The organism is Pseudomonas sp. PSKL.D1, assembly GCF_028898945.1.
GTDB lineage: Bacteria > Pseudomonadota > Gammaproteobacteria > Pseudomonadales > Pseudomonadaceae > Aquipseudomonas.
This window is the reverse complement of sequence record NZ_CP118607.1, coordinates 2,977,442-3,003,209: the sequence shown is the minus strand read 5'-3', so window position 1 is coordinate 3,003,209 and position 25,768 is coordinate 2,977,442. Positions and strand designations below refer to the sequence as shown.

17 protein-coding genes are annotated in these 25,768 nt (G+C 63.7%); 13 read left to right on the top strand and 4 right to left on the bottom strand.

All coding sequences use genetic code 11. The features are described from left to right. The first annotated feature begins 75 nt into the window (after positions 1 to 75). The 5 genes from PVV54_RS13365 (at position 76) to PVV54_RS13345 (ending at position 11,444) form a co-directional block, all read left to right on the top strand. Entirely contained in the window at positions 76 to 1,362 is a 1,287-nt protein-coding gene (locus PVV54_RS13365) for an MdtA/MuxA family multidrug efflux RND transporter periplasmic adaptor subunit (RefSeq protein WP_274905699.1), read from the top strand. Next, positions 1,359 to 4,457, top strand: a complete 3,099-nt coding sequence (locus PVV54_RS13360; RefSeq protein ID WP_274905698.1) for an MdtB/MuxB family multidrug efflux RND transporter permease subunit — start codon at positions 1,359 to 1,361, stop codon at positions 4,455 to 4,457. The genes PVV54_RS13365 and PVV54_RS13360 overlap by 4 nt, the downstream gene beginning before the upstream one ends. Further along, complete coding sequence (locus PVV54_RS13355; protein WP_274905697.1) at positions 4,454 to 7,561, top strand: efflux RND transporter permease subunit; 3,108 nt, start codon at positions 4,454 to 4,456, stop codon at positions 7,559 to 7,561. Before PVV54_RS13360 ends, PVV54_RS13355 begins: the two co-directional genes overlap by 4 nt. Beyond that, the gene (locus PVV54_RS13350; RefSeq protein ID WP_274905696.1) at positions 7,558 to 9,045 is read left to right on the top strand and encodes an efflux transporter outer membrane subunit; all 1,488 of its coding nucleotides are present in this window, start codon (positions 7,558 to 7,560) and stop codon (positions 9,043 to 9,045) included. Before PVV54_RS13355 ends, PVV54_RS13350 begins: the two co-directional genes overlap by 4 nt. Positions 9,046 to 9,356: 311 nt before the next feature. After that, entirely contained in the window at positions 9,357 to 11,444 is a 2,088-nt protein-coding gene (locus tag PVV54_RS13345) for a putative bifunctional diguanylate cyclase/phosphodiesterase (RefSeq protein ID WP_274905695.1), read from the top strand. On the opposite strand, the gene PVV54_RS13340 is transcribed toward PVV54_RS13345, so the two are convergent. Then, a complete protein-coding gene (locus PVV54_RS13340; RefSeq protein ID WP_274905694.1) occupies positions 11,441 to 11,701 on the bottom strand; it encodes a DUF1652 domain-containing protein in 261 nt (86 codons plus the stop codon). The genes PVV54_RS13345 and PVV54_RS13340 overlap by 4 nt on opposite strands. A 291-nt stretch (positions 11,702 to 11,992) precedes the next feature. On the opposite strand from PVV54_RS13340, the gene PVV54_RS13335 reads away from it, so the two are divergent. Next, complete coding sequence (locus PVV54_RS13335; protein WP_274905693.1) at positions 11,993 to 13,222, top strand: pyridoxal phosphate-dependent aminotransferase; 1,230 nt, start codon at positions 11,993 to 11,995, stop codon at positions 13,220 to 13,222. Here PVV54_RS13335 and PVV54_RS13330 read toward each other — a convergent pair. Then, positions 13,145 to 13,795, bottom strand: coding sequence for a DUF1345 domain-containing protein (locus PVV54_RS13330; RefSeq protein WP_274905692.1), 651 nt, complete (start codon positions 13,793 to 13,795; stop codon positions 13,145 to 13,147). The genes PVV54_RS13335 and PVV54_RS13330 overlap by 78 nt on opposite strands. A 160-nt stretch (positions 13,796 to 13,955) precedes the next feature. Here PVV54_RS13330 and PVV54_RS13325 point away from each other — a divergent pair, with 160 nt between their 5' ends. Then, positions 13,956 to 14,870 carry a site-specific integrase gene (locus tag PVV54_RS13325; RefSeq protein ID WP_274905691.1) on the top strand — a complete coding sequence of 305 codons (915 nt, stop codon included), beginning with the start codon at positions 13,956 to 13,958 and terminating at the stop codon, positions 14,868 to 14,870. A 13-nt stretch (positions 14,871 to 14,883) separates the two neighbouring features. Here PVV54_RS13325 and PVV54_RS13320 read toward each other — a convergent pair whose 3' ends face one another. Both PVV54_RS13320 and gspG read right to left on the bottom strand, forming a co-directional pair. After that, on the bottom strand, positions 14,884 to 16,074 hold the full coding sequence (locus PVV54_RS13320; RefSeq protein WP_274905690.1) for a type II secretion system F family protein: 1,191 nt from the start codon (positions 16,072 to 16,074) through the stop codon (positions 14,884 to 14,886). 11 nt (positions 16,075 to 16,085) lie between these two features. After that, complete coding sequence (gene gspG / locus PVV54_RS13315) at positions 16,086 to 16,511, bottom strand: type II secretion system major pseudopilin GspG (RefSeq protein WP_274905689.1); 426 nt, start codon at positions 16,509 to 16,511, stop codon at positions 16,086 to 16,088. A gap of 185 nt (positions 16,512 to 16,696) precedes the next feature. Between gspG and PVV54_RS13310 the strand changes: the two genes are divergently transcribed. The 6 genes from PVV54_RS13310 (at position 16,697) to aldA (ending at position 25,765) form a co-directional block, all read left to right on the top strand. Further along, positions 16,697 to 17,281: a lytic transglycosylase domain-containing protein gene (locus tag PVV54_RS13310; protein ID WP_274905688.1), complete on the top strand. Its 585-nt coding sequence runs from the start codon at positions 16,697 to 16,699 to the stop codon at positions 17,279 to 17,281. 70 nt (positions 17,282 to 17,351) lie between these two features. After that, a complete protein-coding gene (locus PVV54_RS13305) occupies positions 17,352 to 18,797 on the top strand; it encodes an ATP-binding protein (protein ID WP_274905687.1) in 1,446 nt (481 codons plus the stop codon). 280 nt (positions 18,798 to 19,077) lie between these two features. Beyond that, positions 19,078 to 20,574 (top strand): sensor histidine kinase, encoded by a 1,497-nt coding sequence (locus PVV54_RS13300; protein ID WP_274905686.1) that lies wholly within the window; start codon positions 19,078 to 19,080, stop codon positions 20,572 to 20,574. Further along, positions 20,543 to 21,967 carry a sigma-54-dependent transcriptional regulator gene (locus PVV54_RS13295; RefSeq protein ID WP_274905685.1) on the top strand — a complete coding sequence of 475 codons (1,425 nt, stop codon included), beginning with the start codon at positions 20,543 to 20,545 and terminating at the stop codon, positions 21,965 to 21,967. Before PVV54_RS13300 ends, PVV54_RS13295 begins: the two co-directional genes overlap by 32 nt. Positions 21,968 to 22,174: 207 nt before the next feature. Continuing rightward, positions 22,175 to 24,325, top strand: a complete 2,151-nt coding sequence (locus tag PVV54_RS13290; RefSeq protein WP_274905684.1) for a PQQ-dependent dehydrogenase, methanol/ethanol family — start codon at positions 22,175 to 22,177, stop codon at positions 24,323 to 24,325. A gap of 6 nt (positions 24,326 to 24,331) precedes the next feature. Next, positions 24,332 to 25,765, top strand: a complete 1,434-nt coding sequence (aldA, locus tag PVV54_RS13285; RefSeq protein ID WP_274905683.1) for an aldehyde dehydrogenase — start codon at positions 24,332 to 24,334, stop codon at positions 25,763 to 25,765. The last annotated feature ends 3 nt before the right edge of the window (positions 25,766 to 25,768 follow it).

Sequence of the window (25,768 nt, the reverse complement as noted above, 5' to 3'; positions counted from 1 at the left end):
TTTGCTAAAACAGTACCAGTGATTATCGTTCACCCTCCCCAAGTCGCCCTTTTCCGAACAAGGCTCGTTCAATCCATGCAAGCTTCTGTCTCCCGTTCCCCTCGTCGCTGGCTCGTCGGCCTGCTGATCCTGCTGCTGGTAGCCTTGCTGGCCTGGTGGCTGTGGCCCGCAACGCCTGCCCATAAAGAGGCTACCGGCGGGCGCCCGGGCAAAGGCATGGGCATGGGCGGGCGCCCGGGCTTCGGTGGCTCCACCGACCCGGTGCCGGTGCGCGTCGAGCCGGCCCGTGTCGGCGACTTCCCGCTGTACTACAAAGCCTTGGGCACGGTAACCGCAACCAACACGGTCAATGTACGCAGCCGGGTGGCAGGGGAGTTGGTGAAAATCCACTTCAAGGAAGGCCAACAAGTGAAGGCTGGCGACTTGCTTGCCGAAATCGACCCGCGTTCCTACCGCATCGCCTTGCAGCAGGCCGAAGGCACGTTGGCGCAAAACCAGGCGCAATTGAAAAACGCCCAGGTGGACCTGGCACGTTACAAAGGCCTGTATGCCGAAGACAGCATTGCCAAGCAGACGCTGGACACGGCCGAAGCACAGGTTGCGCAGTTCCTTGGGCTGGTCAAGACCAACCAGGCTCAGGTAAACGACGCCCGCCTGAATCTCGACTTCACCCAGATTCGCGCCCCGATCAGCGGCCGCGTAGGCCTGCGTCAGCTGGACCTCGGCAACCTGGTGGCAGCCAATGACACCACCGCGCTGGTGGTGATCACCCAGACCGAGCCAATCAGTGTCGCCTTCACCCTGCCGGAAACCGAGCTCACCACCGTGCTCGAACGCTACCGCAGCGGCGCCAGCCTGCCGGTCGAAGCCTGGGACCGCAGCGACAGCAAGCTGCAATCCACCGGCGTGCTGGGCAGCATCGACAACCAGATCGACACCACCACCGGCACCCTGAAGTTCAAGGGCCGTTTCGAGAACAAGGACCTGGCCCTGTTCCCCAACCAGTTCGTCAACGTGCGCCTGCTGGCCGACACCCTCAAGCAGGTGACCATGGCACCGGCGGCGGCAATCCAGTTCGGTAACGACGGCACCTTTGCCTACGTGGTGAACGCTGAAAACACGGTCAATGTGCGCAAGCTCAAGGTCGGTGCCAGCGACGGAGAAAACAGCGTGATTCTCGACGGCCTGAAAGCCGGTGACCGCCTGGTGCTTGAAGGCACCGACCGCCTGCGCGAAGGCACCAAGGTGGAAGTGGTGCAAGACAGCTCGCAAGTGCCGACCACCCCTGGCCAGCACCTGCAGGGCCAGGAAGCCAAAGGCTCGGCCAAGGCGGGTGAAGCGGCAGGCAAGGCGGGCGCATGAACCTGTCGCGCCTGTTCATCCTTCGCCCGGTCGCCACCACGCTGAGCATGCTGGCCATCGTGCTGGCCGGCCTGATCGCCTACAAGCTGCTGCCCGTGTCGGCATTGCCGCAGGTGGATTACCCGACCATCCGGGTCATGACCCTGTACCCCGGCGCCAGCCCGCAGGTAATGACCAGTGCTGTCACCGCGCCGCTGGAGCGCCAGTTCGGGCAGATGCCTGGCCTCACCCAGATGGCCTCGACCAGTTCCGGTGGTGCCTCGGTACTGACCCTGCGCTTCAGCCTGGACATGAATATGGACGTGGCCGAGCAGCAGGTGCAGGCCGCGATCAACGCCGCCAGCAACCTGCTGCCCACCGACCTGCCAGCACCACCGGTGTACAACAAGGTCAACCCGGCGGACACCCCGGTACTGACCCTGGCCATTGCCAGCAAGACCATGCCGCTGCCCAAGCTCAACGACCTGGTCGACACCCGCGTTGCACAAAAACTCGCGCAGATCAGCGGCGTGGGCATGGTCAGCATCGCCGGCGGCCAACGCCAGGCGGTGCGCATCAAGGTCAACGTCGATGCCCTGGCCGCCAACGGCCTCAACCTGGACGACGTGCGTACCCTGATCGGCGCGTCCAACGTCAACCAGCCCAAGGGCAACTTCGACGGCCCCACCCGGGTATCGATGCTCGATGCCAATGACCAGCTGCGTTCCCCCGAGGAATACGCCAACCTCATCCTGGCCTACAACAACGGCGCGCCGCTGCGCCTGAAGGATGTCGCCGAAATCGTCGACGGCGCCGAAAACGAACGCCTCGCGGCCTGGGCCAACCAGAACCAGGCGGTGCTGCTGAACATCCAGCGCCAGCCGGGTGCAAACGTCATCGAGGTGGTCGACCGGATCAAGCAGATGCTGCCGTCGATCACCGACAACCTGCCGGCGGGCCTTGAAGTGTCGGTGCTGACCGACCGCACCCAAACCATTCGCGCCGCCGTCAAAGACGTGCAGCACGAGCTGCTGATCGCCATCGTGCTGGTGGTGATGGTCACCTTCGTGTTCCTGCGCCGCGTCAGCGCCACCATTATCCCGTCCATCGCCGTGCCGCTTTCGTTGATCGGCACCTTCGGCGTGATGTACCTGGCTGGTTTTTCGATCAACAACCTCACCCTGATGGCCCTGACCATCGCCACCGGCTTTGTGGTGGACGATGCCATCGTCATGCTGGAAAACATCTCCCGGCACATCGAAGAAGGCGAGACGCCGATGCAGGCGGCGCTCAAGGGCGCACGGCAAATTGGCTTCACCCTGATTTCGCTGACCTTCTCGCTGATCGCGGTGTTGATCCCGCTGCTGTTCATGGCCGATGTGGTCGGGCGGCTGTTCCGTGAGTTCGCCATCACCCTGGCCGTGGCCATCCTGATTTCGCTGGTGGTTTCGCTCACCCTGACGCCGATGATGTGTGCACGGCTGCTCAAGCGTGAACCCAAGGAAGAAGAGCAGGGCCGCTTTTACCGTGCCAGCGGTGCCTGGATCGACTGGCTGATCGAACACTACGGCCGTGGGCTGCAATGGGTGCTGCGTCACCAGCCCTTGACCTTGCTGGTGGCCGTGGCCAGCCTGGCGCTGACCGTGGTGCTGTACATGGCGGTGCCCAAGGGCTTCTTCCCGGTGCAGGACACCGGGGTGATCCAGGGCATTTCCGAAGCGCCGCAGTCCACCTCGTTTGCCGCCATGAGCGAACGCCAACAGGCGCTGAGCAAGGTGATCCTGCAAGACCCGGCCGTGCAGAGCCTGTCGTCGTACATTGGCGTGGACGGCGACAACGCCACGCTCAACAGCGGCCGCCTGCTGATCAACCTCAAACCCCACGGCGAGCGTGACGTGACGGCCAGCGAGGTCATCAGCCGCTTGCAGCCGCAAGTCGACAAGCTGGTGGGCATCCGCCTGTTCATGCAGCCGGTGCAGGATTTGAGCATCGAGGACCGTGTCAGCCGCACCCAGTACCAGTTCAGCCTGTCATCGCCCGACGCCGACTTGCTGGCACAGTGGAGCAGCACGCTGGTTCAGGCCCTGCAACAACGGCCAGAGCTTCAAGACGTGGCAAGCGACCTGCAGGACAAAGGCTTGCAGGTGTACCTGGTCATCGACCGCGACATGGCCAGCCGCCTGGGTATCACGGTGTCACAAATCACCAATGCCCTGTATGACGCCTTCGGTCAGCGGCAAATCTCGACCATTTACACCCAGGCCAGCCAGTACCGCGTGGTGCTGCAGTCGCGGGACGCGTCCGTGATTGGCCCGCAAGCCCTTGAGTCGATCCATGTCAAAGCGACCGACGGCGGCCAGGTGCGGCTGTCGGCGCTGGCGCGCATCGAGCAGCGCCAGGCGCAACTGGCCATCTCGCACATCGGCCAGTTCCCGGCGGTGATGATGTCGTTCAACCTGGCCCATGGTGCATCGCTGGGTGAGGCCGTGAAGGTGATCGAGCAGGTGCAGCAGGACATCGGCATGCCGATTGGTGTGCAAACCCGCTTCCAGGGTGCGGCGGAAGCCTTCCAGGCGTCGCTGTCGAGCACCTTGCTGCTGATTCTGGCAGCGGTAGTCACCATGTACATCGTGCTGGGCGTGCTGTACGAAAGTTACATCCACCCGATCACCATCCTCTCGACGCTGCCGTCGGCGGCGGTGGGTGCCTTGCTGGCGTTGCTGCTCAGCGGCAACGACCTGGGCATGATTGCCATCATCGGCATCATCCTGCTGATCGGCATCGTCAAGAAAAACGCCATCATGATGATCGACTTCGCCCTGGAGGCTGAGCGCCACCAGGGCATGAGCCCGCGTGATGCCATTTACCAGGCAGCGCTGCTGCGCTTCCGGCCGATCCTGATGACCACCCTGGCCGCGCTGTTCGGTGCGGTGCCGCTGATGCTGGCCACAGGGTCCGGCGCGGAACTGCGCCAGCCCCTGGGCCTGGTGATGGTGGGTGGCTTGCTGGTCAGCCAGGTGCTGACGCTGTTCACTACCCCGGTCATCTACCTGTACTTCGACCGCCTTGCGCGCCGCTGGCGCCCGGCCACTGATGCACGGCAGGCCGAGGCATGAACCTGTCCGGGCCATTCATTCGCCGGCCGGTAGCGACCATGCTGCTGAGCCTGGCGATCATGTTGCTGGGCGGTGTCAGCTTCGGGCTGTTGCCGGTGGCGCCATTGCCGCAGATGGACTTCCCGGTCATCGTAGTGTCAGCCAACCTGTCCGGTGCCAGCCCCGAGGTGATGGCCTCCACGGTGGCCACGCCGCTGGAGCGCAAGCTGGGCAGCATTGCCGGGGTCACCACCCTGACCAGCAGCTCGAACCAGGGCTCGACCCGGGTGATCATCGGCTTTGAGCAGGGGCGCGACATCGACGGTGCCGCGCGCGAGGTGCAGGCGGCGATCAACGCCACCCGCAACCTGCTGCCCAGCGGCATGCGCAGCATGCCCACCTACAAGAAGATCAACCCGTCCCAGGCGCCGATCATGGTGCTGTCGCTGACCTCGGACGTGTTGCAGAAAGGCCAGCTCTACGATTTGGCCGACACCATCCTGTCCCAGAGCCTGGCCCAGGTAAGCGGGGTAGGGGAAGTGCAGATCGGCGGCAGCTCGCTGCCGGCGGTGCGCATTGCCGTGGAGCCGCAACTGCTCAACCAGTACAGCCTGTCGCTGGATGAAGTGCGCACGGCCGTCGCCAACGCCAACCAGCGCCGCCCCATGGGCTTTGTCGAAGACGGCGAGCGCAACTGGCAGGTGCGCGCCAACGACCAGCTTGAACGGGCCAAGGAATACGAGCCCATCGTGATCCGCCAGGAGAACGGCACGATCCTGCGCCTGAGCGATGTGGCCACCATCACCGATGGCGTGGAGAACCGCTACAACAGCGGCTTTTTCAACGATCAGGCGGCGGTGCTGCTGGTGGTCAACCGCCAGACCGGCGCCAACATCATTGAAACCGTCGACCAGATCAAGGCCCAGTTGCCCGCCTTGCAGTCGTTGCTGCCTGCCAACGTGCAGCTGGCGGTGGCCATGGACCGTTCGCCGGTGATCAAGGCCACCCTGGCAGAGGCCGAGCACACGCTGCTGATTGCCGTGGTACTGGTGATTCTGGTGGTGTACCTGTTCCTGGGCAGCCTGCGAGCGTCGCTGATTCCCAGCCTGGCGGTGCCGGTGTCGCTGGTGGGCACTTTTGCGGTCATGTACTTGTGCGGTTTCTCGCTCAACAACCTGTCGCTGATGGCCCTGATCCTGGCCACGGGCCTTGTGGTGGACGATGCCATCGTGGTGCTGGAGAACATCTCGCGGCACATCGAGGACGGCCAGCCGCCCATGCGTGCGGCGCTTCTCGGCGCCAAGGAAGTGGGCTTCACCTTGCTGTCGATGAACGTATCGCTGGTGGCGGTGTTCGTCTCGATCCTGTTCATGGGCGGCATCGTGCGCAACCTGTTCATGGAGTTTTCGGTCACGCTGGCTGCGGCCATCATCGTGTCGCTGGTGGTGTCGCTTACCCTCACGCCCATGCTCTGCGCGCGCTGGCTTAAGCCGCACAGGGCCGAGCCGTCGCGCCTGCAACGCTGGAGCGATGCCGTGCACCAGCGCATGGTCGGCGCCTATGACCGCAGCCTGGGTTGGGCCCTGCGCCACAAGCGCATCACCTTGCTCAGCCTGCTGGCGACCATTGGCCTGAACATCGCCCTGTACGTGATCGTGCCCAAAACCTTGATGCCGCAGCAGGACACCGGCCAGCTGATGGGCTTTATCCGCGGTGACGACGGCCTGTCGTTCACCGTGATGCAACCGAAGATGGAAATTTACCGCCGCGCCCTGCTGGCCGACCCTGCGGTGGAAAGCGTGGCCGGTTTCATTGGCGGCAACAGCGGCACCAACAACGCCATGGTGCTGGTGCGGCTCAAACCGATAAGTGAACGCAAAGTCGATGCGCAGAAGGTGATCGAGCGCCTGCGCAAGGACTTGCCCAAGGTGCCGGGCGGGCGGCTGTTCCTGATGGCCGACCAGGACCTGCAACTGGGCGGCGGCGGGCGCGACCAGACCTCGTCCCAATACCTGTACACACTGCAAAGCGGCGACCTGGCCGCGTTGCGCCAGTGGTTCCCGAAAGTAGTCGCGGCGTTGCGCGCGCTGCCCGAGCTGACCGCCATCGATGCGCGCGACGGCTCCGGCACCCAGCAGGTGACCCTGGTGGTCGACCGTGACCAGGCCAAGCGCTTGGGTATCGACATGGATATGGTCACCGCCGTGTTGAACAACGCCTACAGCCAGCGGCAGATTTCAACCATCTACGACAGCCTCAACCAGTACCAGGTAGTGCTGGAGATCAACCCCAAGTACGCCTGGGACCCAAGCACCCTCGAACAGGTGCAGGTGATCACCAGCGAGGGTGCTCGGGTGCCGTTGTCCACCATCGCCCGCTATGAAAACAGCCTGGCCAACGACCGTGTCAGCCACGAAGGGCAGTTTGCCTCCGAAGACATCGCCTTTGACGTGGCCGAAGGCTACAGCCCAGACCAGGCCTTGGCTGCCGTGGAGCGGGCAGTGGCCAAACTGGGCCTGCCCGAAGAGGTGATTGCCAAGCTCGGCGGCACCGCAGACGCCTTTGCCAAGACTCAGGAAGGGCAGCCGCTGATGATCCTTGGCGCCTTGCTGCTGGTGTACCTGGTGCTGGGCATTCTTTACGAAAGCTACATTCACCCGCTGACGATCCTGTCCACCTTGCCGTCGGCCGGGGTAGGGGCCCTGCTCGCGCTCTATGCCACAGGCGGGCAGTTCAGCCTGATCTCGCTGCTGGGCCTGTTCCTGTTGATCGGCGTGGTGAAGAAAAACGCCATCCTGATGATCGACCTGGCGCTGCAACTGGAGCGCCACCAGGGCCTGAGCCCGGAAGAGTCGATCCGCCGCGCCTGCCTGCTGCGCCTGCGGCCGATCCTGATGACCACGCTGGCAGCCATCCTCGGCGCCTTGCCGCTGCTGCTCAGCCGCGCCGAAGGTGCCGAGATGCGCCAGCCGCTGGGCCTGACCATCATTGGTGGTCTGGTATTCAGCCAGGTGCTGACCCTTTATACGACGCCGGTGGTGTACCTGTACCTGGACCGCCTGCGCCACCGATTCAACCATTGGCGCGGTGTGCGCACCGACGCCGCCCTGGACACGCCGCTATGACCTTTGCCCACACTCCGCTTCACCGAGCCCTGCAGTTGCTGACCCGTGGGCGCGGCTCGCGCCTGGTCGGCGCCGGGCTGTGCGTGGCGCTGCTCAGTGCCTGTACCCTGAGCCCCGACTATCACCGCCCCGAGCTGAGCACCCCGGCGCAATTCAAGCAGGCAGAGGGCTGGACCCAGGCCAACCCCTCCGACGCCATTGCCCGCGGCGCCTGGTGGGAACTGTACGGCGATGCCGGCCTGAATGCCCTGGTCGAGGAGCTGAACCGCAGCAACCAGACCGTGGCCCAGTCCGAAGCCCAGTACCGCCAGGCCCAGGCGCTGGTGCGCAGCAGCCGGGCATCGCTGTTCCCGTCACTGGACCTGACCACCAGCAAGAACCGCTCGGCGCAAGGCACGGGCAGCTCCAGTTCAAGCCTGTCCAACAACAGCAGCGGCATCCGCAACACCTACAACGCCCAGCTCGGCGTGAGCTGGGAAATCGACCTGTGGGGCAAGTTGCGCGAAACCATGAACGCCAACGAGGCGAGCGCCGAGGCCAGCCTTGCCGACCTGGCGGCGATTCGCCTCAGCCAGCAGTCGGAGCTGGTGCAAAACTACCTGCAGCTGCGTGTACTCGACGAGCAGAAGCGCCTGCTCGAAGCCACCGTCGCCGCTTACGAACGCTCGTTGCGCATGAACGAAAACCAGTACCGCGCGGGTGTCGCCGGCCCTGACGCCGTTGCGCAGGCGCGCACCCAGCTCAAAAGTACCCAGGCCGACCTGATCGACCTGATCTGGCAGCGTGCGCAGTTCGAAAATGCCATCGCGGTACTCATGGGCAAGGCCCCCGCCGACTTCGCGTTGGCCGACAGCAAGGCCATTCCTGCCTTGCCGCAGATACCCGTCAGCCTGCCTTCGCAGTTGCTTGAACGCCGCCCGGACATCGCCTCGGCCGAACGCAACGTGATGGCTGCCAACGCCAACATCGGCGTGGCCCGCGCCGCCTACTTCCCGGACCTGAGCCTGAGCATGAGCGGCGGCTATTCCAGCAGCACGTTCAACGACTGGATTCAGTTACCCAACCGCTACTGGTCGGTAGGCCCGCAACTGGCCCTCACGCTGTTCGATGCCGGCAAGCGCAGCGCCGAAGTGGACCGCACCGTCGCCGCCTACGACCAGACCGTGGCGCAATACCGCCAGACCGTGCTGGACGGCTTCAAGGAAGTGGAAAACTACCTGGTGCAACTGAAGGTGTACGCCGACGAGGCCGTGGTGCGCCAGGAGGCGCTGGACGCCGCCCGAGAATCGCTGCGCCTGACCGAGAACCAGTACCGGGCCGGTTTGATTGGCTACCTGGACGTGGTGAACGTGCAAACCACTGCGCTCAGCAACGAACGCAGCGTGCTGAACCTGCTACAAGGCCGCCTGGTGGCCAGCGTGCAACTGATCGCCGCCCTGGGCGGTGGCTGGGAAGCCGAGCAGGCGTTCGCAGCCCAGGACTGAAGCACGCCGACCCTGTAGGAGCGGCTTCAGCCGCGATCACCGGCGCAGCCGGTGCCAGGCACCGCGTCGCTTGCTTCGCGGCTAAAGCCGCTCCTACAGGGTACCCGTCGCGCTCGGGGCCTCCTACACCAAAGCCGACAAGTGGCAATGTGCCGCTACTTGTCGGTGAAACTGCTCTATCTCGGGTCTTGCACCATGTTTTCAAAGCGATTGGATCCATTCCCATTCGCAAAAACCCCGTGCGTTTCGCCAACGCCTGAGTACAATCCTCAGTTTTTGCCGGGCCACCCATCCCGCCCCTGGATTTCCCAATGCTGACCGGTAGTTACTCCTCTTCGCTGGTGTTGATTTCGCTGTGCGTGGCCATTCTTGCTTCCTATACCGCCCTTGATCTGACCGGCCGCATCACCACGGCCAAAGGCCGAGCCGTGCACCTGTGGATGCTCGGTGGGGCGGTGGCCATGGGCATCGGCGTGTGGTCGATGCACTTCATTGGCATGCTTGCCTTCAGCCTGCCGATCGACCTGGGCTACGACATCGGCCTTACCGCGTTGTCCTTGCTCATCGCAATCCTGTCTTCGGGTTTTGCCCTGTGGCTGGTCAGCCAGCCGAGCCTGCCATGGCTGCAACTGGGCTTTGGCGCATTGATCATGGGTGCAGGCATCAGTTGCATGCATTACACCGGTATGGCGGCCATGCGCATGCTGCCCGGCATCGACTACGACCCAACGCTGTTCGGCGCCTCGTTGGCCATTGCGGTAGGCGCGTCGGCCGCCGCCCTGTGGATCGCCTTCCGCCTGCGCCAGCACACCCCGTATGTAAGGCAGGTGCGTGGCCTGGCGGCCATGATCATGGGCGTGGCCATCGTCGGCATGCATTACACCGGCATGGCGGCCGCCAACTTCCCCGAGGGCAGCTTTTGTGGCGCGCTGGCCGGTGGGCTGCAGGGTGACAGCCTGGTTTACCTGGTGCTGATTACCACCCTGGCGGTGCTGGCGGTGGCGTTGCTGACCTCGGTGCTGGATGCGCGGCTTGAGTCGCGCACCGCCGAACTGGCGCGTTCGCTGACCCTGGCCAACCAGGAACTGACCCAACTGGCCCTGCACGACATCCTGACCGGCTTGCCCAACCGCACGCTGCTGGCCGACCGCATCGAGCAGGCAATTGCCAAGGTGGCGGAGCAGGGTGGTTGTTTTGCGCTGATGTTCATCGACCTGGACGGCTTCAAGCCGGTCAACGATGCCTATGGCCACCATGTTGGCGACCTGCTGCTCAAGGCCGTGGCCGCACGCTTGCGCGGCCACTTGCACAGCCAGGACACGCTGGCGCGCATCGGTGGCGACGAATTCGTGTTGCTGGTGGAGCTGCAGGAGCCGGATGACGCCATGGGCGTTGCCGTGAAGCAAGTCAACCTGGTCTCCAAAATGTTCCCGGTGGCCGATCACGAGCTGCAGTTGTCCGCCAGCCTTGGCATCGTGCTTTATCCAGGCAATGGCCAGGACCAGCACGAATTGCTGCGCAACGCCGATGCCGCCATGTACCACGCCAAGAGCGCCGGCAAAAATGGCTACAGCTTCTTCGACGTGTCGATGAACAGCAACGCCCGCCAACAATTGCAATTGCTGCAGGACCTGCGCCAGGCCGTGGAGCAGCGCCAGTTCCGCCTGCATTACCAACCCAAGTTCGACGCCCAGGCCTGCCAGCCGATTGGTGCCGAAGCCCTGCTGCGCTGGGAGCATCCGCAGCATGGGTTGTTGTTCCCCGACCGCTTCATCAGCCTGGCGGAGAAGACCGGCCTGATCATCCCGATTGGCGAATGGGTGCTGGACGAGGCTTGCCGTCAGATGCGCGCCTGGCTAGACCAGGGCCACGCGGACTGGCGCATGGCCGTCAACCTGTCGGCGATTCAGTTCTGCCACGCAGGCCTGGTCGACAGTGTGGCCCGCGCCCTGAACACCCATGGCTTGCCAGCCAACCGGTTGACGCTGGAAATCACCGAAACCACCGCCATGCACGATGCCGACGCCAGCCTGACAGTGCTGCAGCGCCTGTCCGACATGGGCGTGGACCTGTCAATCGACGACTTCGGCACCGGCTACTCAAGCCTGATGTACCTCAAACGCCTGCCGGCCAACGAGCTGAAAATCGACCGAGGGTTCGTGCGTGACCTGGAGCAGGACAGTGATGATGCGGCGATTGTCTCGGCAATCGTCGCACTGGGGCAGGCGCTGGGGCTGCGCATCGTTGCAGAAGGTGTGGAAACCGGCGGGCAACAGGACTTCCTGACGCGCCTGGGCTGTGATTCGTTGCAGGGGTATTTGCTGGGCCAGCCGGTACCAGCCGATCAGTTCATCGATAAATTGCAGCAATTGGAAAAGGGCTCGGTAGAAACCGCCTAAATGGCGTTACGCAGAGTAAAGGCCGGGATGAATGCTTCCAGCTCGGCTTCCACGGCTTCGATGATGCGCTCTACATCCGCCGCCGCCATGATCGCCGCGCACGGGATACCGGCAATGGCCAACAGGGTTTCACCGGTGGCCCGGTCAAACAGCCGGGCAATCATGCTGCGCGGTGCGTCCATGCTGGCTTCGAAGCCCAATGGGTGAAAATGCCAGCGCATCACCTGGCAGGCGTTGGGGAACGTCATCTTGTTCATGCCAGCCTCCTTGTCCGTCCTGGACGCGGTGATCAGTGCCCAGGGTTCTGCCCCGGGAACCTAACCATAGCACTTGGCCGTGTGCCCGGCCGGGCAAAATGCGAAACATTCGCTGATGCATGACGCCCGTCACATCATTGTCATCCACACGTTCTGCCAACGCATGCCTTGGCAAACGTTTTCCTTGCCTGTTGGCAACCGGGTTGCCGCCGGGTTCTGCTATTTTTAAACACATTCGGCGCACGGCGTTTTCGGACAGACGGTGCGGGCTGGTCAGACAGGGAGACAGTCATGCGTTATTCCACGCTCACCCAACGCATTGCCGGTGATGCCGCCGCTGCCTGGGACATTCACTATCAAGCCCAGGCACTCAGGCGTGCAGGGCGAGACGTTCTGCTGCTGTCGGTTGGAGACCCTGACTTCGACACCCCCACCGCCATCGTTGACGCGGCAGTCAGCAGCTTGCGCCAGGGCGACACCCACTACAGCGATGTGCGCGGCAGCCCGGCGCTGCGCCAGGCGATTGCTCGGCGTAGCGGCCTGGGGGTGACCATCGACCAGGTAATGGTCCTGGCCGGTGCCCAGTGCGCCCTGTATGCCACCTGCCAATGCCTGTTCGAAGCCGGCGACGAGGTGATCGTGGCCGAGCCGATGTACGTCACCTACCACGGCGTGCTCGGCGCCTGTGGCGCCCGCCCGCTGCAAGTGCCGGTGAGCCCGGAGCAGGGCTTTCGCCTCGACCCGCGTGCGGTGGCGCAGGCCATTACTCCACGTACCCGGGGCTTGCTGCTCAACACCCCGCATAACCCGACTGGCACGGCGATATCAGCCCACGACATGGCGCGGCTTGCCCAGTTGTGCCGGGAGCATGACCTGTGGCTGATATGCGATCAGGTTTACAGCGGCCTGCTGTTCGAGGGTGAAGCCGTGGCCCCCGCCAGCCTGCCGGGCATGGCCGAACGCTGCGTGGTGATCGACAGCCTGTCCAAGTCCCACGCCATGAGCGGCTGGCGGGTAGGCTGGGTGGTGGCCCCGGCGGCATTGATCACCCACCTGGCCAACCTGGCGATGGTCATGCTGTTCGGGCTGCCTGAATTCGTGATGAAGGCCGCCTGCGTAGCGCTGCAAGAAGACTTGCCCGCCATTGGCCACATGCGCGAAGCCTACCGGCAACGACGCGACCGGGTGTGCGCCGCCCTGGCCGATTGCCCGGGTGTGCAGGCCCATCGCCCGGCGGGCGGCATGTTCGTGATGCTCGACATCCGTGCCACCGGTGTCAGCGCGCAAGCCTTTGCCCAACGCTTGCTGATTGAGGAGGGCGTGTCGCTGCTGCCAGGTGATGCGTTCGGGCCCAGTGCGGCAGGGCATGTGCGCATGGGCCTGGTGCTGGCGGCAGACCGGCTGGAAGAGGCATGCCGGCGGATTCGCGTCTGTGCCGGCCGGTTACTGGCCGAGCAGGCCGGCCGCAATGTTGATGGTGAAACCCAGGATTGCCGTGTTGAACACGAAGCCTACCAGTGAATGGGCCAGCACCACCCGGCGCATGCTGCGCCCACCCACCCCGACGTCGGAGGTTTGCACGGCGACGCCAATGGTGAACGAGAAGTAGTGGAAGTCCCAATAGTCCGGGTTGCGTTCGCCATCGGCAAAGCGCAGCGGGGGTTCGTGGCGGTCACCGGTATAGAACAGCCGCGCGTAATGCAGGCTGAAGATGCAGCCGATCAACAACCATGACCCCGCCACGGTCATGCCGGTGTACAGGTAGTGCAGGGCCAGCGCGCTGCCGTGCAGCCCGCGGCTGGAGACCAGTTGCAGCGTCACGGCCGCCAGGCTTGCGATCGCCGCGATGCACACCGTGAACAGCACCAGCCCGGCATTTTCATCCTCCACCTGGGCCACCTTGCGGACTTTGTCGGGGTTGGCCCGGCAGGTCAGCCACAGCACCAGCAGCAAGTACAGCCACACACCGAGGTTCCAACCGGCCAAAAAGCGTTGCACGGCGTCGGCGGCCGGCACGCACCAGACGCCAGCCAGCCCCACCAGCACGGCGATGCTCAAACGGGGGTGGCTGCGGGTAAGGCGGTGAAAAGCCATGGGGCCTCATCGATGCAGAGTCGTGGCTACCACGATAGCCTATGGGCTACCATTGCGGGCCAAGTCAGTGCCAAAAGCCTTGAATATCAAGGTGATGGCATTGCCCGCTTCACGCTTGGCGGCGTGGTTTGCCCCCAGGCTTTGCTACAGGATTCACGTTGTGTCCGACCTTTCACAGAACCCGCTGCTGCAGTACCTGGCCCGCTTGGCGCCGTCCAGCCAGCAGACCATGCGCTACATCCTGCAAGACGCCGCCGACCGGCTGGGCTTTATCGACTGCAACCTGGCCGAGGTGCCCTGGCACCGGCTTGAACCCGGCCATGTCATCGGCCTGGTGGCGGCCTTGCGGGCAGACGGCTACGCCCCCAACAGTTCGTCACTGTACGTCAATGCCGTGCGCGGGGTGATGAACGAAGCCTGGCGCCAGGGCCTCATCGAGCACGAACACTTGCAGCGCATCCGCGAGGTCAAGCCTGCCACCGGTAGCCGTCTGCCGCCGGGGCGCAACTTGCGGCGCAGCCTGATCCGTGAATTGATGGACGTGTGCGCCGCCGACCCGCGCCCACAGGGTGTGCGCGATGCTGCGATCATTGCGTTGCTCTACGGCACTGGCATGCGCAAGTCGGAATCGGTGGACATCGATCTGGATCAGGTGGATTTCGAAGCGCGCAGCCTGCAGGTGCTGGGCAAGGGCAATCGGCAGCTGATCAAGTATGCACCGGTGTGGGCATTCGAGAAGCTGCAAGCCTGGCTGGAACTGCGCAGGGCCGAGTTGCCCGCAGGCGCTTCGGATGACCCGTTCCTGTTCAACCGCATTCGCCGCGGCAACCACATTACCCGCGCGCGCATCACCAAGCATGCAATCTATTACATTGCCCGCCAGCGCGGGGCGCAGGTGGGGGTGAAGATCATGCCCCACGATTTTCGCCGGGCGTTCATTACCCGGGTGATCGAAGAGCATGACCTGTCGATTGCCCAGAAGCTGGCGCACCACGCCAACATCCAGACAACCGCCAGTTACGACCGGCGCGACGACAACGAGCGGCGCAGGGCGGTGGACCGGTTCGACTACTGAATCGGCTCGTGCGTTAGTGAATACTCGATGCCAGCTCGAAGATCGGCATGTACATCAGGATCACGATCACCCCGATCAGCAACCCGATGAAGGTCATCAGCAGGGGTTCGAACAGTTTCACGAACCACTCCACCCAGCGGCCGATTTCCTGATCATGGAAGTCGGCGCAGCGCTCAAGCATTTCCCCCAGATTGCCCGATTGTTCCCCCGCCCGCAGCAACCGCAACGACACTGGCGTCACCAATTGCCCGGCCTCCAGCGCATCCGACAGCGGCAAGCCTTCACCCACATGCCGGCTGGCCTGTTCCAGCCCTTGCGCGGCGGTGCTGCCCAGCAGGCCCCGGGCCATGCCCATGGCGGTGAGGATCGGTATGCCGCCCTGCAGCAGAATACCCAAAGAACGGTAGAACCGGGCCAGCTCATACATCAACAGCCGTTGGTGCAACGCCGGCCAACGCCGAAGTTGACGTGCCCCCCAGCGCTTCACCCACGGGTGGCGGCGCATCAGCACCAGGGTAACGATGCCGCCCACGGTGCCCACTGCCAAAGGCAATTGGTGAGCATGCAGGAACAGGCCAATTTCCATCAGCACCCGTGACATCCACGGCAATTCGCTGCCCATGCCTTCGAACACCAGGCTGAAACGCGGCACCACATACCCCAGCAAAAACAGCACCACGCCGCCCCCCACCAACAGCAGAAGCAACGGGTACACCGACGCCCCCACCAGCTTTTGCCGAACCAGGTCCAGGCGCTGGCGGTAACCGATGTAGCGGGCCAGGGCATCGCCCAACGCCCCGGTGCGCTCGCTCGATTGCACCAGCGCCACGTACAGCGGCGGAAACACCCGCGGCTGTTGCGCCAGTGCCTGGGACAACGAGCGCCCTTCGTACAGCTGGCGCACCAGCTCCACCAGCACCTTGCGGGTGGCCGCGGCAGGGGCCTTCTCGGCCAGGCTTTCGAGTGCATCGATCAGCGGCAGGCCCGCGTGTAGCAGGGTAGTCAGCTCCTGGCTGAACAGCACCAGGTCGAAGGCTGCGGTGCGGCGGCGCGCCAGTGCCAGCAGCGCGCTGCCCTGGCCACGCACGCTGACCACCCGCAACCCCTGGTTTTCCGCTTGCCGGCGCGCCTGCTCGGCGTCTTCGGCATCGATCTGCAATTGCACCACGCCCTGTCTGCCCAGGGCCTTGAGGCTGTAGCGCATGGTCGTGGCCCTCACTGCCAGCTGGTGACTTCGGCGTTTTCGCCGTCGCCGCCGGGTTGCCCGTCCTTGCCCATCGACAGCAAGTCGTATTCACCGCCGTTCTCGCCAGGCTGGCGGTAGATGTACGGGCGCCCCCACGGGTCTTGCGGCACGGCTTTTTGCAGGTACGGGCCAGACCAACGCGGCTCGCCGCTTGGCGCCGCCACCAGCGCCTGCAAGCCCTGCTCGCTGTTGGGGTAATGGCCCACTTCCAGCCGGTACAGGTCCAGCGCCTTGCCCAGGCCCTCGATTTGCGCCCGGGCCACTTTGGCTTCGGAGCGGCCGAGCTGGCTGAAATACTTGGGCGCGACGATGCCGGCCAGCAAGCCGAGCACCACCAGCACCACCAGAAGTTCAAGCAGGGTGAAGCCACGTTGGGAGTTGCGTCTGCACTGCATGGTGAAGCCCTCCGCAGGATGGGGACATCGCGTTTTCGTGCTTTATGCAACTGCCGTGCACGTCTGCCTCGGGGCCTTGCGCCATGCGGCATGGCAAGCGGCACAGTGCTTGCGTCGTAGCTGTGGAACCCGGGTTTTCCGGGGCATTTCCCCCACATCGGGGGTACGGCGGGGAGGCGACCGACATGCGTGCAATCATCTTGAGCCTGATCTGGCTGGCGGCGGCTGATGCCACAGCCGATGTGTACATTTCCATCGATGCCAAAGGCGGCTATGTACTGAGCAACGTCCATCGGCCCGGGCGCCACTATGAGCGGGTGATCAGCGAACCGGTGGCCCAGGCGGGTGCTGCCAACGCACAACTGATCACCGGCCGCCCCTACGCCGATGTGGTGGCGGCGGCTGCCCTGGCACACAACGTACCGCAGGCGCTTTTGCATGCGCTGATCAAAGCCGAGTCTGGCTACAACCCAAAGGCCCGTTCACCGGCCGGGGCGGTGGGGCTGATGCAACTGATGCCCGATACGGCGAGGGAAATGGGCGTGCAGGACCGGCTCGACCCGCAAGACAACGTGCAGGGCGGCGCACGCTACCTCAAACGCATGCTCAAGCTGTTCGACAATGACATCACCCTGGCCGTGGCCGCCTACAACGCAGGCCCCGATGCGGTAATGCGACGGGGCGCCGTGCCGCCATACGCCGAAACCCAGCGTTACGTGCCCAGTGTGCTGCGCGAATACCGTAAGTTGCAGGGGCTGGCCGAGAACTAGGGCGCGGGCGACCGTTTCCCCAACTCTGGGCTATAACCTTAATAACAGGTGCCCGGCAGTGGAGCCCGCCATGGACATCGTCCCAAACGCAGACGTCGCTGATTCAACCACAGCCTCGCGTAAACCCTTCAACCTGCTGCGTTGGTATGGCTGGGTCAGCCTGGCTATCATCCTGTCGGTGGCCACGGGCCTGGGGCTGATCTCCAGCCGCTTCATCATCGACGAAAGCGTCGAGCGCGATGCGTTGCTCACCGCCCAGTTCATCACCTCGATCGCCGACGCCGAGGTGCGCCACGTGGACATCCCCAATGTTCGCACCATGGGGGAGTTGCTCGACCCGCGTGTAGACCGCATCAGCCTGCCGGGCGTGGACCCTGAAGCCCGGCGCAAGGCGCGGGGCGAATTCCTGGACCATATCGCGCACCTGCCGGACATGCTGCTGGCCAACATCTATGCACCCGACCGTACGGTGATCTGGTCGAGCAACCCGGCGCTGGTCGGCAAGCTGATCGAAGGCGATGACGACCTGGATCGGGCCTTCGAGTACAAGATGCGGGTGTCTGCCAGCTACCACAACTTCGAGCAGGCGCGCGCCGAGCAGAAGTTCGTCACGCCCCCCGAGCAGTTGTTCATCGAAAACTACATCCCCTTGTTCGACGCCGACGGCGAGCACGTCACCGCCATGGTGGAAATCTACAAGGAACCCCATGACCTGATCGTGCGCATCGAACACGGCCTGCTGCTGATCTGGGCGGCCATTGCCGTGGGTGCCGGGCTGGTGTACGTCGGCCTTTACGGCATCATGCGCCGCGCCGCCCGGGTCATGGCGGTGCAGCAAAAGCGCCTGATCAACAACGAAACCTATGTAGCCTTGGGCGAGGTGTCCTCGGCGGTGGCCCACAGCCTGCGCAACCCGCTGGCCAGCATCCGTTCCAGCGCAGAGCTGGCCCAGGCCTTTGACGAAGGGCCGGCCCAACGCAATATCAATGACATCATCAACCAGGTCGACCGCATGTCGTTGTGGATCCGCCAGCTCCTGCAGTCGCTGCGCCCACTCAATGATGAGGCCGTTGCGGTGGACTTGCACCAGGCCCTGCAGGAAAGCCTGCAGACCTTTGCCGTCCCCCTGGCCCGCAGCGGCGTAGTGCTGGACCTGCAACCGCTGCCGGCTGTACAGGTGCTGGGCCAGCCGGTGCTGCTGGGGCAGATTTTCACCAGCCTGATTGCCAATGCCCTGGAGTCGATGGAGCAAGGTGGCCGGCTGCGCGTGGAAGTGGTCAAGCATGACAGGCGCAGCCTGACATTGCGCCTGTCCGACACGGGTAAGGGCATGAACGAGCAGCAACAGCGCCTGGCCTTCAGGCCGTTTTTCAGTACCAAACAAGGCGGGCTGGGGGTAGGGCTGGTGCTGGTCAGGCGCATTATGGAGCGCTTTGGTGGGTCTGTTCGGCTGAGCAGCAGCGAAGGGTACGGTACGCGGGTTTCGCTCAATTTCAAGCTTATAGACTCTTTATAAGTCAGGTTTGAATTACTTGGTAAGCCATTGATATAACTGGCAATCAAGTTAATTGGGTGTAAAACACCCAACAGTGGGGGAAGAAACGCTACTGAAGATTAAATGTAATCGATAACCTATTGATAAATAAAAACATATAGGTTGTGGCTGACTTTTTGCTACCTGCATGTGACCACCAATGGCGGCTGCGGCCGCCACAGTAAGGTGCTATCAATGTGCTACCGCTGGTAGCAGTGCCCTGATAGCGTTTTGAACGGACTCCCTGTGCGGGAACGAAGTGATGCAGACCCTGGAAAACGATGTTCCCGGCAAGCCCGTTCACCCGCCCGTCACCGGCCTGACGGCGCCGCTGCGCGAGTTCAACCTGCTGCGCTGGTTTTCGGTCATCAGCTTGATGATCATTGCCTCGGTGGCCGGCAGCCTGGGGTATGTGTCGACGCGCTTCGTCGTACGTGACAGCGTCGAGCGCGACGCCATGCTCACCGCACAATTCATTCAGGCCATGGCCCAGGCCGAGGTACGCCATTCGCAGTTGCCGCCAGGCACCACCATGGGTGAACTGCTTGACCCGCGCCTGGACCAGCAGCACCTGCAGTTTGGCCCGGAGCTGGCCGAATCTACCCGGGTGGAGTTCCTCGACCATGTAGAGCACCTGCCCGACACGTTGCTCAGTAACGTTTACGCCCGCGACCGCACCATCGTCTGGTCCACCAACAAGGCGCTGATCGGCAAACGCATCGAGGCCGATGACGACCTGGACCGGGCATTCCGTTCGCGCAAAGCAGTGTCGGCCAGCTACCATCAGGCCGAAGAGGACAGGGAGGAGCAGAAATTTCAGCGTGAGCCGAAGTACCTGTTCATCGAAAACTACATCCCTTTGTTCGACAGCCAGGGCGAACAAGTGATGGCCATGGTCGAGATCTACAAGGAGCCGCAAGACCTGGTGCGGCGTATCCAGCGCGGTTATGTGCTGATCTGGGCTTCGACCCTGCTGGGCGGGGCGCTGATCTACTTTGGCCTGTTCTGGATCGTGCGCCGCGCCGCGCTGATGTTGCACCAGCAGCAGGACCGCCTGGTGGCCAGCGAAACCTACGTTGCCCTGGGCGAAATGTCGTCGGCCGTGGCGCACAGCCTGCGCAACCCACTGGCCAACATCCGCTCCAGTGCCGAACTGGCCCAAGGCATTGCCAATGCGCAGGCGCAAAAGAACATCGTCGACATCATCAGTCAGGTAGACCGCATGTCGCGCTGGGTGCGTGAGCTGCTGGTGTCCCTGCGCCCCACCAGTGACCTGGCTGAAGCGGTGGACCTGGTTGCCAGCATCGAGGACACCCACCTGGCCTTTACCCAGCAAATCGAGCGCAATGGCGTGCGCTTTTGCTTCGAGGGGCCGCGCGAACAGTGGGTGGCCAGCCAGTCCTTGCAACTTACGCAAATCCTCAACAGCTTGTTTGCCAATGCCCTGGAAGCCATGCCCAAAGGCGGGGAGTTGCGTGCGCAAGTCACCCTGCTGGAGGGCCAGCGGGTGCAATTGGTACTCAGTGACACCGGCAAGGGCATGACCCAGCAGCAGGAACGGATGGTGTTCAAACCGTTTTTCACCACCAAACAGGGCGGGCTCGGTGTGGGCCTGGCCCTGGTCAAGCGGATCATGGAACGCTTTGGCGGCACGGTCAGCCTGGCCAGCCGGGAAGAGGAAGGAACCCGCGTCAGCCTAACTTTCAATATTGCAGCGGGAGGGGACCATGGAGCACAGCATCCTGGTGGTCGAGGATGATGAAATCCTTGCCGACAACATTCGCACCTACTTGAACCTCAAAGGTTTCGAGGTCACGGTGTGTGACAGCGCGGAGCTTGCGCTGGAGCAGATCAAGCGCAGCCAGCCCGACGCGGTGCTGACCGACAACTCGCTGCCCGGCATGAGCGGGCACGACCTGCTGCGCACGTTGGTGACGCAGGCGCCTGAGCTCAAAGTGATCATGATGACGGGCTATGGCAACGTGGAGGATGCCGTGCAGGCGATGAAGGAGGGCGCATTCCACTACCTGACCAAGCCTGTGGTGCTTGCCGAGCTCAAACTGACCCTGGACAAGGCCTTGGCTACTGAACGCATGGAACGCACCTTGTCGTTCTATCAGGAACGCGAGGCGCAAAAGTCTGGCTTGCAGGCGCTGATCGGCGAATCGCCGACCATGCTCAGCCTCAAGCACACCTTGCGCCAGGTGCTGGATGCCGAGCGGCGCATGGCCAGTGACGACCTGCCACCGGTACTGGTTGAGGGTGAAACCGGCACCGGCAAGGAACTGGTGGCCCGGGCCCTGCATTTTGACGGCTCGCGCAGCAAAGGCCCGTTCATCGAGTTCAACTGCGCGTCGATACCGGCCAACCTGCTGGAGGCGGAACTGTTCGGCCATGAAAAGGGCGCCTTCACCGACGCCAAGGAACGCCGGGTGGGCCTGGTCGAGGCCGCCGACGGCGGTACGCTGTTCCTGGATGAAATCGGCGAGATGGACCTGGTGCTGCAGGCCAAACTGCTGAAGCTGCTGGAAGACCGCAGCATCCGCCGCATCGGCGCGGTCAAGGAGCGCAAGGTCGACCTGCGGGTGATCAGTGCCACCAACTGCAACCTGGAGCAGATGGTGCAACAGGGCAAATTCCGCCGCGACCTGTTCTTCCGCCTGCGTATCATTGCCATCAAAGTGCCAAGGCTGTATGCCCGGGGCCAGGACATCCTGCTGCTGGCCCGGCATTTTCTGGCCCACCACGGGCGCCGGTACGGCAAGCCGAACCTGCGCTTCAGCGCCGAGGCCGAGGGTTTGATGCTCAACTACAGCTGGCCGGGCAATGTGCGCGAGTTGCGCAACATGCTGGAGCAAACGGTGCTGCTGGCACCCAACGAAGTGGTGCAGGCGCACCAGCTGAACCTGTGCATGACACTGGTGGACGAGCCGCTTGCACAGCCGGCCCCCGTGCTTTACGAAGTGCCCCGGCATGAGCCGGAACCGGGCACCAGCCTGCCCGACATGGAGCGGGACCTGGTGTGCAAGACGCTGGACCGCACCGACTGGAACGTGACCAAGTCGGCGCGGATGCTGGGGCTGTCGCGGGACATGCTGCGCTACCGGATCGAGAAGCTGGGGTTGACCCGGCCCGACAAGCGCCAGTGGTGAGCAACAGGCCTGACACAGTTGTGCCAGGCCTGCGCCACCTGTTGCAGGCTTGCTCCAGGCATGCCGCGCTGCCTTGGCCTGCATGAACGACACCAACCGCTCTAAAACAAGGCCTGCAGGCTGAATTTCGGCCATTGGCACAACCGTTGCTCCCTCCGTTCTCGACACCCGCCACGGTGTCGCCATAACAAGAACGGAGAAGCCACCATGACCCGAACCCTGAGCTGCCTGGCCTTGGCCCTGGCCTGCAGCGCCCCTGCCTTTGCCGCCGAGGTTGACGGCCAGCGCATCATCCATGCCGACAACGAACCCGGTAACTGGATGAGCCATGGCCGCACCTACGATGAGCAACGCTACAGCCCACTCAAAACCATCAACGAAGCCAACGTCAACCAGCTCGGCCTGGCCTGGAGCTACAAGCTGGACCTCGACCGCGGCGTCGAAGCCACGCCCATCGTGGTGGACGGGGTGATGTACACCACCGGGCCGTTCTCGGTGGTGTATGCCCTGGACGCCCGCAACGGCAAGCTGCTGTGGAAATACGACCCGCAATCGGACCGCAACCGCGCTGGCGAAGCCTGTTGCGATGCGGTCAACCGGGGTGTTGCGGTGTGGCAGGGCAAGGTCTACGTCGGCGTGCTGGACGGCCGCCTCGAAGCCATCGATGCCAAGACCGGCAAACGGGTCTGGTCGGTGGACACCCGCGACGATCACAAACGCAGCTACACCATCACCGGCGCGCCACGGGTGGTCAACGGCAAGGTCATCATCGGCAACGGCGGCGCCGAGTTTGGGGTACGCGGATATGTCACCGCCTATGACGCCGAAACCGGCAAGCAGGCCTGGCGCTTCTTCACCGTACCTGGCGACCCCAAGCTGCCACCGGAAGACAAAGCCATGGAAATAGCCGCCAAAACCTGGCATGGCGATGCCTTCGTCGAGTGGGGCGGGGGTGGTACGGCGTGGGACTCGTTCGCCTACGACCCGGACCTCAACCTGCTGTACATCGGCGTGGGCAACGGTTCGATGTGGGACCCGAAATGGCGCAGCCAGGCCAAGGGTGACAACCTGTTCCTGTCGTCGATCGTGGCGGTGAATGCCGACACCGGCGAATATGCCTGGCATTACCAGACCACCCCGGGCGACGCCTGGGACTTCACTGCCACCCAGCACATGATCCTGGCCGAGCTGCCCATCGACGGCAAACCGCGCAAAGTGCTGATGCAAGCCCCCAAGAATGGCTTCTTCTACGTGCTCGACCGCGCCACCGGCGAGTTGCTTTCGGCGAAAAACATCGTGCCGGTGAACTGGGCCAAGGGCATCGACATGAAAACCGGCCGGCCGATTCTGGACGACGAGGCGGCCGCGTACTGGAAGGACGGCAAGCGCAAGCTGGTGACCCCGGCCTTCTGGGGTGCCCATGACTGGCACCCGATGTCCTACAACCCGAACACTGGCCTGGTGTACATCCCCGCGCACATCATGTCGGCGTATTACGAACACATCCCCGAAGCGCCCAAGCGCAACCCGTTCAAGAGCATTTACCAGCTGGGCCTGCGCACCGGCATGATGCCTGAAGGCGCCGACGGCCTGCTGGACATGGCCAAAACCTGGTCCGGCAAGCTGATTGCCTGGGACCCGGTGAAACAGGCGCCGGCCTGGGAGGTGCCGTACATCACCATCTTCAACGGTGGCACCTTGAGCACCGCCGGCAACCTGGTGTTTGAAGGGAGCGCCGATGGCCGGGTGATTGCCTACGCGGCCGATTCGGGCAAGAAACTGTGGGAATCGCCGGCGGCCAGCGGCGTGATGGCCGCGCCGATCACTTATTCGGTGGACGGTGAGCAGTACGTGACCTTCATGGCCGGCTGGGGCGGTGCGTTTTCCACGTTTGCCGGGGCGTTGTCACTGCGTGCCGGTGTGCAGCCGTTCTCCCAGGTGCTGACCTATAAAATCGGTGGCACGGCCCAGTTGCGTGAACCCGCGCCGCCCGCCGACGCGCCACAACCGCCGCCGTTGACCGCCGATGCGCAAACTGTCGCGGCGGGCGCCGCACTGTACGACGGCAGCTGCTCGCAATGCCACGGCATCCACGCGGTCAGCGGTGGCGTGCTGCCCGACCTGCGCAAGCTCACCCCGGAAAAACACCAGATGTTCCTCGGCATCCTCTACGGCGGCCGGGTACCCGATGGCATGCCGTCGTTCGCCGACCACCTCAAGCCCGAGCAGGTCGAGCAAGTGCACCAGTACCTGATCAAGCGCGCCCACGACCTGAAAGCCGAGGGCAACGCCTGGCAGCAGTTCAGCGCCAAACCGGCCGCCCACACGCCATTGGCCGACAACCACCCGCAGGAGTAACCCGCCATGACCGATGCGATCTACCAGAACTTCATCGACAATGCCTTCGTGGCCAGCGAAACGTTGCTGGAGGTGTACAACCCGGCCAATGGCCAGTTGCTGGGCCGGGTGCCCGAGTCACCGGCCGAGCAGGTTGAGCGGGCCATCAGCGTGGCGCGCAAGGCGCACAAGGGTTGGGCGGCAAAAACAGCCATCGAGCGCGCAGGCTACCTGCGCCAGATTGCGGCCAAGGTGCGCGCCAACGCCGAGCGGCTGGCGCACCTCATTACCCTGGAAGGCGGCAAGGTGCCGGCATTGGCACAGGTGGAAGTCAGCTTCACCGCCGATTACCTCGACTACATGGCCGAATGGGCGCGGCGCCTGGAAGGTGAAGTGCTGACCAGCGACCGTGCCAACGAGCATATCTTCCTGATGCGCAAGCCGTTGGGCGTGGTGGCGGGCATTTTGCCGTGGAATTTCCCGTTCTTCCTGATCGCCCGCAAGATGGCGCCGGCCTTGCTGACCGGCAACACCATCGTGATCAAGCCCAGCGAAGAAACCCCCATCAACTGCTTCGAGTTCGCCCGGCTGGTGGCCGAAACCGACCTGCCCGCCGGCGTGTTCAACGTGGTGGGCGGCAAGGGGGCCAGCGTGGGCCACGGGCTGTCGAGCCACGCCGGGGTCGACCTGGTGAGCTTCACCGGCAGCGTGGCCACTGGCGCGCGGATCATGGCGGCGGCCGCGCCGAACATCACCAAGCTCAACCTGGAACTCGGCGGCAAGGCACCGGCGATCGTGCTGGGCGACGCGGACATGGACCTTGCCGTGAAGGCGATTGTGGCCTCACGGGTGATCAACACCGGCCAGGTGTGCAACTGCGCTGAGCGGGTGTATGTGGAGCGCAAGGTGGCAGACGCCTTCCTCGACAAGGTCTCCCAGGCCATGGCCGCCACCCGCTACGGTGACCCGTCGCAAAGCGCGGAGCTGGACATGGGCCCCTTGATCAACCAAGCCGGGCTGGACAAGGTGGCGCAGATGGTGCGCACGGCGGTCGGGCAGGGCGCTCAGGTGGTCACCGGCGGGCAGGTTGCCGACCTGGGGGCGGGGTTCCATTACCAGCCGACCGTGCTGGCCGGGTGCAAGGCGGACATGGAAGTCATGCGCAAGGAAATTTTCGGCCCGGTGCTGCCGGTGCAGGTGGTCGATGGCCTGGATGAAGCCATCGCCCTGGCCAACGACAGCGAATACGGGCTGACGTCGTCGATTTACACCCGCGACCTGAATGCTGCGTTGAAGGCGTGCCGCGAAATCGACTTTGGCGAAACCTACATCAACCGCGAAAACTTCGAGGCCATGCAAGGGTTCCATGCCGGCGCGCGCAAGTCCGGGGTAGGCGGGGCGGATGGCAAGCATGGGTTGTATGAATACACGCGTACGCAGGTGGTTTACATACAGGGGTAAGTG